The organism is Streptomyces sp. NPDC006435 (assembly GCF_040612315.1).
GTDB lineage: Bacteria > Actinomycetota > Actinomycetes > Streptomycetales > Streptomycetaceae > Streptomyces.
Window position 1 is genome coordinate 91,659 of the sequence record NZ_JBEXPY010000001.1, and the last position, 12,451, is coordinate 104,109.

Here is a 12,451-nt window from a genome sequence, read left to right on the forward strand (position 1 = left end):
CCGCCTGCGGAGCCGTACGGGTGACGGGCCGTCACACGCCGGTGCCGGGCGTCCCCGTCGAGGACGCCCGGCACCGCGGCCCGTGGACTCACATGCCGTGGACGGCGGGCACCGTGCCGAGGCGGCCGGCCTGGAAGTCCTCGAACGCCTGCTTCAGCTCGGCCTGGCTGTTCATCACGAACGGCCCGTAGTGCGCCATCGGCTCGCGGATCGGACGGCCGCCGAGCAGCACGACCTCCAGGTCCGGGGTGTTGCCGTCCTGCTTCTCGTCCGCGCGGACGGTCAGCGAGGAACCGGCGCCGAAGACCGCCGTCTGCCCCATGTGCACGGGGCGGCGCTCCGCACCGACGCTGCCGCGGCCCGCCATCACGTACGCGAGTCCGTTGAAGTCCTCGCGCCACGGCAGGGTCACCTCGGCGCCGGGGCGCACGGTGGCGTGGATCATCGTGATCGGGGTGTGGGTGATGCCGGGGCCCTCGTGCCCGTCGAGCTCACCGGCGATGACGCGGAGCAGCGCGCCGCCGTCCGGGGAGGCGAGGAGCTGGACCTGGCCGCCGCGGATGTCCTGGTAGCGGGGGGCCATCATCTTGTCGGCCCGGGGCAGGTTCACCCAGAGCTGGAGGCCGTGGAAGAGGCCGCCCGACATCACGAGGGACTCCGGCGGGGCCTCGATGTGCAGGAGGCCGGACCCCGCGGTCATCCACTGGGTGTCGCCGTTCCGGATGGTGCCGCCGCCGCCGTTGGAGTCCTGGTGGACGAAGGTCCCGTCGATCAGGTACGTGACGGTCTCGAAGCCGCGGTGCGGGTGCCAGGGCGTTCCCTTCGGCTCGCCGGCCGCGTACTCCACCTCGCCCATCTGGTCCATCATGATGAACGGGTCGAGGTGCTTGTAGTTGATCCCGGCGAACGCACGGCGAACCGGGAAGCCCTCGCCCTCGAACCCGCTCGGCGCCGTGGTGACGGCGAGCACGGGACGGGCCGCGGCGTCGCCCGGGGCGGCGACCTTGGGCAGGGTCAGCGGGTTTTCGACAGTCACTGCGGGCATGGGAGCCACCTCCGGCTTGGTCTTCCCCCAATTTAGTTGAATGGTGAACATCCTGCAAGGTCCCATCCATTCCCGCGCCGCCCCCGCGCACGACGAGAAGGGCCCGTACCGATCGGTACGGGCCCTTCTTCCAACGATTCCGACGATTCCGGCCGGAGGACGCCGGCCGTGCACGCGCGGCACATCGGCCGCACGCGCGGCGCGTCAGCCGTACATGCGGCGCATCGCGAAGTCGACCATCTGCTCCACGGCCTTCGCGTCGAAGACCATGCGGTGCTCGCCCTCCATGTCGAGGACGAAGCCGTAGCCGGTCGGCAGCAGGTCGATCACCTCGGCGCCGGTGATCACGAAGTACTTGGACTCCTTGCCCGCGTACCGCCGCAGTTCCTTGAGCGTGGTGAACATCGGGATCACCGGCTGCTGGGTGTTGTGCAGCGCCAGGAACCCGGGATTGTCGCCGCGCGGGCAGTAGACCTTCGACGTCGCGAAGATCTGCTGGAAGTCCTCGGCGGACAGCGAGCCGGTCGTGAAGGCACGCACCGCGTCCCCCAGGGACGGCGGCGAGGGCTCCGGATACAGCGGCTGCTCGCCGTAGCCGCCACCCATCTGCTGCTGTGCACCCGGGTTCTGGTCGTAGCCGTACATGCCGCAAAGAGTAATCGGACACATCGGGGCCTTGAGGGGTTGCGCCTTATTACTGACGGGTAGCATCATCGTAGAGGTCAGCTGATATACGCACGCCGGCTCGTCGCCCGTCCGGCCCGCACCCCGACCCCCGGGGCGCCGCGCGCCACCGCTATTGATTACGGAGCCTTCCATGGGGCACTACAAGTCGAATCTCCGCGACATCGAGTTCAACCTCTTCGAGGTCCTCGGTCGCGACAAGACGTACGGCACCGGTCCGTTCGCCGAGATGGACGTCGAGACGGCGAAGAGCATCCTCGACGAGGTCACCCGCCTCGCGGAGAACGAGCTGGCCGAGTCCTTCGCCGACGCCGACCGCAACCCGCCGGTCTTCGACCCGGAGACCAACACCGCGCCGGTCCCGGCGGCCTTCAAGAAGTCGTACAAGGCGTTCATGGACTCCGAGTACTGGCGTCTGGGCCTGCCCGAGGAGATCGGCGGCACCACCTCGCCGCGCTCCCTGATCTGGGGCTACGCGGAGCTGCTGCTCGGTGCCAACCCGGCCATCTGGATGTACTGCTCCGGCCCGGCGTTCGCCGGCATCCTCTTCGAGGAGGGCAACGAGGCGCAAAAGAAGATCGCCGAGATCGCCGTCGAGAAGCAGTGGGGCTCGACGATGGTGCTGACCGAGCCGGACGCCGGTTCCGACGTCGGCGCGGGCCGCACGAAGGCCGTCGAGCAGGCGGACGGCTCCTGGCACATCGAGGGCGTGAAGCGCTTCATCACCTCGGGCGAGCACGACATGTCCGAGAACATCCTCCACTACGTGCTGGCCCGCCCCGAGGGCGCCGGCCCCGGCACGAAGGGCCTCTCGCTCTTCCTGGTCCCGAAGTTCGAGTTCGACTGGACCACCGGCGAGCTGGGCGAGCGCAACGGCGTGTACGCGACCAACGTCGAGCACAAGATGGGCCTCAAGGCGTCCAACACCTGCGAGATGACCTTCGGCGACAAGCACCCCGCCAAGGGCTGGCTGATCGGCGACAAGCACGACGGCATCCGCCAGATGTTCCGCATCATCGAGTTCGCCCGCATGATGGTCGGCACGAAGGCGATCGCGACCCTGTCGACCGGCTACCTGAACGCGCTGGAGTACGCCAAGGAGCGCGTCCAGGGCACGGACCTGTCGCAGTTCATGGACAAGACCGCCCCCAAGGTCACCATCACGCACCACCCCGACGTGCGCCGCTCCCTCATGACGCAGAAGGCGTACGCGGAGGGCATGCGCTCCCTCGTGCTGTACACCGCCACCGTCCAGGACGCGATCCAGGAGAAGGAGGCCGCGGGCGAGGACGCGAAGGCGCTGCACGGCCTCAACGACCTGCTGCTCCCGATCGTGAAGGGCTACGGCTCCGAGAAGTCGTACGAGCAGCTGGCGCAGTCGCTCCAGACCTTCGGCGGCTCCGGGTACCTCCAGGAGTACCCGATCGAGCAGTACATCCGTGACGCCAAGATCGACACGCTGTACGAGGGCACGACCGCGATCCAGGGCCAGGACTTCTTCTTCCGGAAGATCGTCCGCGACCAGGGCGCCTCGCTGAACACCCTCGCCGAGGAGATCAAGAAGTTCCTCGCCGGCGCCCAGGGCAACGAGGAGCTGGCCGGTGCGCTGGGCTCGCTCGCCAAGGCGGCCGTCGACCTGGAGGCGATCGTCGGCACGATGATCACCGACCTCACCGCGACCGGCGAGGACGTCAAGAACATCTACAAGGTGGGCCTCAACACCACCCGCCTGCTGATGGCCTCCGGCGATGTCGTCGTCGGCTACCTGCTGCTCAAGGGTGCCGCCGTCGCGGCCGAGAAGCTGCCGACCGCGACCGGCAAGGACGTCGCGTTCTACCAGGGCAAGATCGCCGCCGCGAAGTTCTTCGCCGCGAACGTCCTGCCGGGCGTCTCGGCCGAGCGCGCGCTCGCCGAGGCCGTCGACAACTCGCTGATGGAGCTGGACGAGGCCGCGTTCTAGGGTCTTTCGTTTGGATCAGGCCGGATCAGCGAGCGGGGTCCGGTGCGTGCGATCGCAAGGCGGAGGAGGGAGTCGACGCGGAGCGTCGGCGACCGACGACAACGCCGAAGGGGGTCCCCCTGGCCCTTAAGGCCTTGGGGGAGTGCGTGCCGGGGCACGCGAGCCCGGCATGATCCAAACGAGAGGCCCTGGGTCCCCGTTCAAGATCGTCAACACGCACCGCCACCCGGACACGTTTTCGGGTGGCGGTGCTGTCGTATCGGCTGGGTACGCTGACGGCAGGGCTCAGAATCCCGTCCATGGGAGGAACCATGACCGCCGAGTCACTGCCCGAAGCGTCGCAGTCGCGGCGCGACGATTCCAAGTGGCCGGTCCCACCGCCGGACGGCTACACCGTGGACGAATTCTTCACGCTCGACCTCCCGCCGCACGCAGAGCTGATCGACGGGAGTCTGGTTTTCGTGAGTCCGCAGCGAGAATTCCACACGCTGGCGATGTATCTGCTGGAGCAGGGGCTGCGCACTCACGTTCCGGAGGATCTGCGTGTCCGCCGTGAGATGGCCGTCGTGCTCGGCAGGCGCAATGTTCCGGAACCCGACCTCGTCGTGGTGAAGGCGGATGGCGTAGGAGGACTGCGCCAGACCCGCTACGAGGCCGCCGACGTCCTGCTCGCCGTCGAGGTGGTCTCCCCCGACTCCGAGGACCGCGACCGCGACACCAAGCCCCACAAGTACGCGGCGGCGGGCATCCCGCACTTCTGGCGGGTCGAGATGGACGACGAGCACGACCGGCCCGTGGTGTGGACGTACGAGTGCGACGCGGTGAGCGGGACGTACGCCCCGACCGGTGTCCACCGCGACCGGCTGAAGCTCTCCGTCCCGTACGACATCGACATCGACCTGACCGCCATCGACCGGCTGTAGCCCTGGTGCCGTCCCGCCGCACCGGCCCTCTCTAATATCGGAGGTCCAGGCAGCCGGAGGGGGCGGGTCACTCATGGGTGGCAAGGGTTTCGCGGGTATACGGGGTGTACGGGGGAGCCGGGGGCTCCTGGCGGCCGGGGCGGCGCTGCTGCTGCTCGCGGGGTGCGGAAGCGGTGACGACACCGCGGCGAAGGCGCTCGACCGGAAGCAGGTCGCCTCCGTGCTGCCGGACGCGAAAGCCGTACCGGGCTGGCGGATGTACGTGAAGCCCGACGCCCAGAAGCCGGTGGCCGGGTTCCCGCCGTCAGTCTGCATGGCCGACACCAAGAAGAAGCGGAAGACGGCCTGCGACACGGTCACGTCCTGGGGCGCCTCGGCCTTCGTGCGGAAGCCGGACGTGACCACGCTGAACTTCTGGGTCCTCGCCTACGAGGACGAGAAGACCGCGGACGCCGCCTACGACGTCCTGATCGAGTGGTACGGCGGGGACCGGGTCGGACTGGACGCCCGGAAGGTGGACCTGGGCGACATCGGCGACGACCGGGAGGCCAACCGCGCCGCCGTCGGCACCATGGGCGGACCGGCCACGATCGCGCAGGTCCGGGTCGGGACGACCGTGCTGGGCATCAGCACCGGCACCCAGGGGAAGACGACCGTCCCCGACGAGCAGGTCGAGGCATTCGCCGCCGTGCTCGCCGAGCGGGCGCAGCAGGCCCAGAACGGGGAGAAGCCCTCCGCGAAGGTCTCCGGGCACTGACCGGGCGCCGAAAGGGCACCGGCCGGGCGTCGGGCGGGCACCGACCGGACATCGGACGGGCATTGGGCGGACGCCCTCCCGGGGACGACGGTGAAGCCCGCCGGTCCGGTCTCGTTACAGTGAGGAACATGAGTTCCTCCCCCCGCTTCGACCGCGGCCACACCGACGATCTTCAGGCCTTCCTGATGGCCTCCCCCTCCCCGTACCACGCCGTGGCCACCGCGGCCGAGCGCCTGGAGAAGGCCGGATTCCGGCAGGTGGAGGAGACCGCCGCCTGGGACGGCAGCACCGGGGGGAAGTACGTCCTGCGCGGCGGCGCGATCGTGGCCTGGTACGTACCGGAGGGCGCCGGGGCGCACACCCCGTTCCGGATCATCGGGGCGCACACCGACTCGCCGAACCTGCGGGTCAAGCCGCTGCCCGACACCGGGGCGCACGGCTGGCGGCAGATCGCCGTGGAGATCTACGGCGGGACGCTGCTCAACACCTGGCTCGACCGGGACCTCGGCCTCGCCGGCCGGATCTCGCTGCGGGACGGCACCCACCGGCTGGTGAACATCGACCGGCCGCTGTTGCGCGTTCCGCAGCTGGCCGTGCACCTGGACCGGTCGGCCAACCCCGACGGGCTGAAGCTGGACCGGCAGAAGCACATGCAGCCGATCTGGGGCCTGGGCGAGGTCGCGGAGGGCGACCTGATCCGGTTCGTCGCCGAGGAGGCGGGCGTCGCCGCCGAGGACGTGACCGGCTGGGACCTGATGCCGCACGCCGTCGAGCCCCCCGCCTACCTGGGCCGGGACCGCGAGCTGCTGGCCGGGCCCCGGATGGACAACCTGCTCTCGGTGCACGCGGCGACCGCCGCGCTCGCCGCCGTCGCCGGGCAGCCGGACGACGAGCTCCCGTACATCCCGGTCATGGCCGCCTTCGACCACGAGGAGAACGGCTCGCAGTCCGACACCGGCGCCGACGGGCCGCTGCTCGGCACGGTGCTGGAGCGCTCCGTCTTCGCACGCGGCGGCGCGTACGAGGACCGTGCGCGGGCCTTCGCCGGGACCGTCTGTCTCTCCTCCGACACCGGTCACGCGATCCACCCCAACTACGCCGAGCGCCACGACCCGACCCACCACCCGGTGGTCAACGGCGGACCGATCCTCAAGGTCAACGTCAACATGCGGTACGCGACCGACGGCAGCGGCCGGGCCGTGTTCGCGGAGGCGTGCCGGGAGGCGGACGTGCCGTGGCAGACGTTCGTCTCCAACAACTCGATGCCGTGCGGCACCACGATCGGCCCGATCACCGCCGCCCGGCACGGCATCCAGACGGTGGACATCGGGGTCGCGATCCTGTCCATGCACAGCGCCCGTGAACTGTGCGGCTCGGACGACCCGTACCTGCTGGCCAACTCGATGGCGGCGTTCCTGACGGGCTGATCCCCGCCCGTCCGCCTGCCGGAACCCGGGCCCGAGCCCGGTCCTGTCGCCCGTCGGCCTTCAGCGGCGGGCGGCAAGCGCTCTCCGCGGGCCCCGTGGGTTCTCCGTGACTCCAGGGGCTCCGGATGCTCCCGGGGCTCCGGAAGGACGCCCGGCCCGCGTCCGGATGTCGCGGAGCTTGGCGGAATATGACATTCCACTTTCATCTCAGCAGCCGGCTGCCGCTCGTCGTCGATGCCTCGGGAGCCCCGATATCCTGGGACTTTCCCGCTGCCCGGCCATGGGCGCGTCCGGCCCGGAAGGAAGCCGCCCGTGGAGTTCCGGCTGCTCGGCACCGTCTCCGTCGACACGTTCACCGGACCCCTGCCGCTCGGTCCCGCCAAGCGCCGCAGCCTGCTCGCCGCGCTGCTGCTGTCCGCGAACACCCCGGTCTCCATAGCGAGACTGACGGACTCCCTGTGGGACGACGAGCCGCCGCTGCACGCCCGCAGCGTCATCCAGGGGCACGTCTCCAGACTGCGCGCCCTCCTGGTCGGCGCGGACGCGGAGGCGTACGGGGTGGAGCTGGTCACCCTCGGCGACGCGTACGTGCTGCGGCTGCCGGAGACCCTGCTGGACTCGCAGCGGTTCGAGGAGCTGCTGACGCTGGCGCGGGGGCAGCGCAACCCCGCCGACGCCGTGCTGATGTTCAAGGAGGCGCTGTCCCTGTGGCAGGGCCCCGCGCTCAGCGGCGCGTTCGCCGGGCCGCCGCTCCAGGCCGCCGCGCACTCGCTGGAGGAGTCGCGGCTGGCCACGGTCGAGCAGCTGGCGCGCGCCTACTCGGAGCTGGGGGAGCACAACCGGGCCGCGGCGGTGCTGCGGGCGGAAGCGGTCACGCACCCGATGCGGGAGTCGCTGGCGGCGGGGCTGATGACGGCGCTGTACCGGGCGGGGCGCCAGTCCGAGGCGCTGGACTGGTTCCACCGCACGCGGCGGCTGCTCGCCGACGAGCTGGGCATAGACCCGGGGCACGAGCTGGCCGACGCGTACGCGCTGATCCTGCGCGGCGACCCGGGTCCGGACGCCGCGCGGAACGCGTCCGACGGCCGGGGCGCGACGGCACCCGGTCCGGCCCGGCCGGGCGGCGGCCCCGCCCCCGGCGCCCGTGCCGAGGGCAATGCCGCGGCCGACGGGTCCGGGTCCGCCGCGCCGCGCACGGCAGCCGCCCCGCCGGCCGGTCCGGTCTCCGGGGCCGGGGCGGTGGCGGGGGCCGATGCCGGTGCGGACTCCGGTACGAGCGGTGACACGGCCGTCGCCCTCGCGCCCGCGGCGGCCCGCTCCCTCCCGCTGTCGCCCCTCGGCAGCACCCCGCACCCCGCCGACCTGCTGCCCCGCGCACCCCGCGGCTTCCAGGGCCGGACCGCCGAACTGGCCGCGCTGACCCGGGCCGCGGCGGGCGAGGCACCCGTCTGCCTGGTCACCGGACCGGCCGGGGTGGGGAAGACCGCGATGGCCGTGCAGTGGGCGCACCGCAACTCCGCCACCTTCCCGGACGGACGGCTCTTCGCCGATCTGCGCGGGTTCAGCGACACCGGCGAGCCCGCGGCCATCGAGGTGCTGCGCGAGTTCCTGCTGGCGCTCGGGGTCGCACCGCGCCGCGTCCCGGAGTCCGTCGCCGCCGCCGCGGCGCTCTTCCGCTCGCTGACCGACGGGCGCCGACTGCTCGTCGTCCTCGACAACGCCCGCGACTCCGCCGCCGTCCGGCCGCTGCTGCCGGGCGGCAGCGACTGCGTCACCCTGGTCACCAGCCGGCACCGGCTGGAGGGCCTGATCGCCTCGGACGCCGCCCGGCCCGTACCGCTCGACGTCCTCGAACCGCCGGACGGCACCGCCCTGCTCGCCGGTGTGCTCGGCGAGGACCGGGTCCTGGCCGAACCGGTCGCGGCCCGCCGGCTCGCCGAACTCTGCGGGGGGCTGCCGCTCGCCCTGCGGGTCACCGCGGCCCGGCTGGCGGGGCGCCCGACCCGGACCCTGGCCGGCCTCGCCGACGAACTGGCCGACGAACGCAGCCGGCTGACGTACCTCGACGTGGACGACACCGGCGTCTCGGCCGCGCTGCGGCTGACCGTGCAACAGCTGCCGCAGGACGCCGTCCACCAGCTCGCCCGGCTCGGCCACCACCCGGGCAGCCACTTCGACCCGTACACGGCCGCCGCGCTCGCCGGGACCGACCCGGTCGCCGCCGCGGCGGCGCTGGAGCGGCTCGCCACCGCCCACCTCGTCGCCGAGACGGCCCCCGGCCGCTGGGGGCTGCACGACCTGGTGCGCCTCTACGCCCGCGGCATGGACGCCTCGGGCGGGCCCGAAGCCCTCATCGGCGTACTCGACCACTACATCGCCACCGCGCTGGCCGCCGCCGACACGGCCGAGCCCGGCGGCGAGCCCTGCTTCGTCCTGCCGGACGACTACCACCGCCCCGCCGCCGTGCGGGACTTCACCGACCGGGCGACGGCCATGCGCTGGCTGGTCACCGAACGCGACGATCTGGCGCTGGCCGCCGTCGCCGCCCGGAACGCCGGATTCCACGACCGGGCGTGGCGGATCATCCTGCTCCAGTGGCCACAGGTGGTCTGGCGGGTGCGGGACAACTGGTCCCCGCTGCTGGAACTGGCGCTGGACTCCGCCCGCATCCGCTCCGACACGTACGCCGAGTCGCGGGTGCTCAACCTGCTGGGCTGGGTGCTGACCGAGGAGGGCAGGACCGCCGAGGCGATCGCCCTGCTGGAGCGCTCGCCCGGCCTCGCCCGGCAGTCCGGCGACCGGCTCGGCGAGGCGACCGCGCTGATCAACCTGGCCGTCGTCCAGGCCGAGCAGGGGGAGCTGCACACCGCGCTGGACAACTGCGAGCAGGCCGTGGAGCTGGCCCGTGCGGAGCAGGACCCGCACACCGAGATGCTCGCCCTCCAGCACCTGGCCCGGATGCAGCTCACGGCGAACCTGCCGCTGGAAGCCCTGGAATCCGCCCGGACCGCGCTCGACCTCGGCCCCGAGCACGAGGAGGTCGCCCGCAGGGTGCTGCTGCTGACCACCAGCGGCGAGGCCCACCTGGCGCTCGGCTCGGAGGAGGAGGGCATCCGGTTGCTGGACCGGGCGGCCGGTGAGGCGGAGCGCACCGGTTACGACGTGGGCGCGGTCCGGGCCCTCGAAGCACTGCTGCGGGTGACGGCCCTGCCGGATTACCGCAAGCGGTACGAGGAAGCCACCCACCGGCTCACCGCCGACGGGTGACCCGTGCGGGCGCGGGGGCCTGCTCCCCCGCGCCCGGGTGATTCCGCGGCCCCGCGCACCGTTCACCGCACCCTGCGCGCCGCGCCCGGATGCGCCGGGTGCGGCAGGCCCGGGTACGGCCGGTACGCCGGACCGGGTGCGGCCGGGCGCCTCCGGGTACGGCCGGTCCCGTCCCGTCCCGCGCATCAGCGGAACGTCAGTATCGCGACAGCGGGACGTGAGCGGCGTCACCCAGAATCGGCGATGCCGACGAGGCGGGAGACGGGTTCGCCGACGCCCGGTCTCCGCCGCCCGTGCCATGCGCGCGGCCACACGACGGCACGGACGGCCTCGGAGCTGTCGGGACCCGACCCAGCGGGTCCCGACGGAACAGGTCCCGACCGGCAGACCCCGAACTGCCGGTCGGGACCACCGGAGCCGGATCGCACCGGGGGGTGGGATCCGGAAACCCGGGGGGCGGGGTCCGGACCGGCAGGACCCGAACCCGCCGGTCCGGAGGCCCCGCCCGACATCCCGGCGCCTCGGCCCGATGTCTCAGGCCGATGTCTCAGGCCTGTTGTTCGTCCATTCCCGCCAGCACCAGCGGCAGCCGGGGCGCTCCCCCGTCACTCACCCGGACCGGGACGCCCCAGTCCTGTTGGTGGACGTGGCAGGCCGGGTACTCGTTGGCCGGGTCGTCGTCGCAGGAGGCCGCCATCGCCGACACGTGCAGCACGCCCTCGGTGACGTCGTCGGCGAGGACCAGGTCGCGGAACAGGTCGGTACCGGCCCCCGCGCCCCCGGCCAGCAGCTCGGGCGGGGTCGCCGAGACCAGCAGCCGGGTCGAGGGACCGTACCGGGTGTCCAGCTTCTGCCCTGCGGGGGCCCGGAAGACCACGTCGAGCCGGAGCGTGCCCGGGGCGATCTCGGTGGCCGCACGCTGCGTGCGGTGCGCCCGGTCGGCGACGCGTACGGCCTCCTCGGGCAGGCGCAGCCGGGTCAGCCGGTGCCGGGCGGACTCGACGACGACGAGGTCGCCGTCGACCAGCACGGCGTCGCTGGGCTCGCGCAGGTCCGTGGCCAGCGTGGTGACCTCGTCGTCCACGGGGTCGTAGCGCCGCAGCGCGTGGTTGTACGTGTCGCAGACCGCCACGGACCCGTCGGGCAGCGCGGTCACCCCCAGCGGGTGCTGGAGCAGGGCCTGTCCGGCGGCGCCGTCGCGGTGCCCGAAGTCGAAGAGTCCGGTGCCGACCGCCGTACGGACGGCGAAGCCGGTGCCGTCGCGCTCGACGTGACGGAGGGCGGACGTCTCCGAGTCGGCGACCCAGAGCCTGGTCCCGTCGGCGGACACGGCGAGCCCGGACGGCTGGGCGAACCACGCCTCGGCGGCCGGTCCGTCGACCAGCCCCTCGTTGGTCGTGCCCGCCCCGGCCCGCACCGTTCCCGTCCCGGGGTCGTACGTCCACAGCTGGTGCACGCCCGCCATGGCGATCCACAGCCGGTCCGCGAACCAGGCGACGTCCCAGGGGGAGGAGAGGTCGACCTCACGGGCCGGGCCGGACGTCGGCGAGCCCTGCCACCACTGGCGGCCGGTACCGGCGAGCGTCGTGGTCGTACCGGTGGCGGGGTCGAAGGCGCGCAGGGCGTGGTTGACCGTGTCGGCGACCACGATCCGCCCGTCGGGCAGTGCGGCGAGGCCCTGCGGCTCGGAGAACCGGGCCCCGTCGGGCCCGCCGTCGGCGAGCCCCCTGTCCCCCGTCCCGATGTGCCGGCGCACCGTCTCGCCGTCCGGTTCGAGCTCGACCAGGCGGTGGCGGGTGGTGTCGGAGACGAGGAAGCCGCCGTCGGGCAGGAGCAGCGCCTTGCCGGGGAAGCGCAGGTGCGTGGCGACCGGCTCGGGCGCGACGTACGGGCCGTCGCCGCGGCGCAGCGTGCCCTTCGCGCCGTGCTCGGCCTCCAGCTCCCCGACCAGCTTCTCGATGGCGTGCGCATGGCCCTCGCCCGCGTGCTGGGCGACGACGTAGCCCTCGGGGTCGATGACGACGAGCGTCGGCCAGGCCCGTACGGCGTACTGCTTCCAGGTGGCCAGCTCCGGGTCGTCGAGGACCGGGTGGTGCACCCCGTACCGCTCGACGGCGTCCACGACGGCCCGGTGCTCGGCCTCATGGACGAACTTCGGCGAGTGCACACCGATGATCACGACGGTGTCGCGGTGCTTCTCCTCCAGCTCGCGCAGCTCGTCGAGCACATGCAGGCAGTTCACACAGCAGAAGGTCCAGAAGTCCAGGATCACAATGCGTCCTCGCAGGTCGGCGAGGGTGTACTGCTGGTCGCCTGTATTGAGCCAGCCGCCCTTGCCGATCAGCTCGGGGGCCCTGACGCGCGCACGTGTTGCCATGTGGACAGTCA

Annotated in this window: 8 protein-coding genes; 5 read left to right on the forward strand and 3 right to left on the reverse strand. The window is 72.4% G+C overall.

Features of this window, described 5'->3' with window-relative positions; translation table 11 throughout:
• Positions 1-88: 88 nt before the first annotated feature.
• The gene (locus tag ABZZ04_RS00405) at positions 89-1,045 is read right to left on the reverse strand and encodes a pirin family protein (RefSeq protein WP_356929973.1); all 957 of its coding nucleotides are present in this window, start codon (positions 1,043-1,045) and stop codon (positions 89-91) included.
• Between the two features lie 204 nt (positions 1,046-1,249).
• Positions 1,250-1,690, reverse strand: a complete 441-nt coding sequence (locus tag ABZZ04_RS00410) for an SseB family protein (RefSeq protein ID WP_148836880.1) — start codon at positions 1,688-1,690, stop codon at positions 1,250-1,252.
• A 172-nt stretch (positions 1,691-1,862) separates the two neighbouring features.
• Here ABZZ04_RS00410 and ABZZ04_RS00415 point away from each other — a divergent pair, with 172 nt between their 5' ends.
• The 5 genes from ABZZ04_RS00415 (at position 1,863) to ABZZ04_RS00435 (ending at position 10,063) form a co-directional block, all read left to right on the forward strand.
• Positions 1,863-3,689, forward strand: coding sequence for an acyl-CoA dehydrogenase (locus tag ABZZ04_RS00415; RefSeq protein ID WP_356929974.1), 1,827 nt, complete (start codon positions 1,863-1,865; stop codon positions 3,687-3,689).
• A gap of 299 nt (positions 3,690-3,988) precedes the next feature.
• Positions 3,989-4,612, forward strand: a complete 624-nt coding sequence (locus ABZZ04_RS00420) for a Uma2 family endonuclease (RefSeq protein WP_356929975.1) — start codon at positions 3,989-3,991, stop codon at positions 4,610-4,612.
• Positions 4,613-4,685: 73 nt separating this feature from the next.
• Positions 4,686-5,369: a hypothetical protein gene (locus ABZZ04_RS00425; RefSeq protein ID WP_356929976.1), complete on the forward strand. Its 684-nt coding sequence runs from the start codon at positions 4,686-4,688 to the stop codon at positions 5,367-5,369.
• A gap of 128 nt (positions 5,370-5,497) precedes the next feature.
• On the forward strand, positions 5,498-6,796 hold the full coding sequence (locus ABZZ04_RS00430) for a M18 family aminopeptidase (protein ID WP_356929977.1): 1,299 nt from the start codon (positions 5,498-5,500) through the stop codon (positions 6,794-6,796).
• 312 nt (positions 6,797-7,108) lie between these two features.
• On the forward strand, positions 7,109-10,063 hold the full coding sequence (locus ABZZ04_RS00435) for a BTAD domain-containing putative transcriptional regulator (RefSeq protein ID WP_356929978.1): 2,955 nt from the start codon (positions 7,109-7,111) through the stop codon (positions 10,061-10,063).
• 547 nt (positions 10,064-10,610) lie between these two features.
• On the opposite strand, the gene ABZZ04_RS00440 is transcribed toward ABZZ04_RS00435, so the two are convergent.
• Positions 10,611-12,440, reverse strand: coding sequence for an NHL domain-containing thioredoxin family protein (locus tag ABZZ04_RS00440; RefSeq protein ID WP_356929979.1), 1,830 nt, complete (start codon positions 12,438-12,440; stop codon positions 10,611-10,613).
• Positions 12,441-12,451: the final 11 nt, after the last annotated feature.

Coding starts and splice junctions, on each gene's coding strand:
- ABZZ04_RS00405 (WP_356929973.1), bottom strand. CDS start 1,045: ATGCCCGCAGTGACTGTCGAAAACCCGCTGACCCTGCCCAAGGTCGCC.
- ABZZ04_RS00410 (WP_148836880.1), bottom strand. CDS start 1,690: ATGTACGGCTACGACCAGAACCCGGGTGCACAGCAGCAGATGGGTGGC.
- ABZZ04_RS00415 (WP_356929974.1), top strand. CDS start 1,863: ATGGGGCACTACAAGTCGAATCTCCGCGACATCGAGTTCAACCTCTTC.
- ABZZ04_RS00420 (WP_356929975.1), top strand. CDS start 3,989: ATGGGAGGAACCATGACCGCCGAGTCACTGCCCGAAGCGTCGCAGTCG.
- ABZZ04_RS00425 (WP_356929976.1), top strand. CDS start 4,686: ATGGGTGGCAAGGGTTTCGCGGGTATACGGGGTGTACGGGGGAGCCGG.
- ABZZ04_RS00430 (WP_356929977.1), top strand. CDS start 5,498: ATGAGTTCCTCCCCCCGCTTCGACCGCGGCCACACCGACGATCTTCAG.
- ABZZ04_RS00440 (WP_356929979.1), bottom strand. CDS start 12,440: ATGGCAACACGTGCGCGCGTCAGGGCCCCCGAGCTGATCGGCAAGGGC.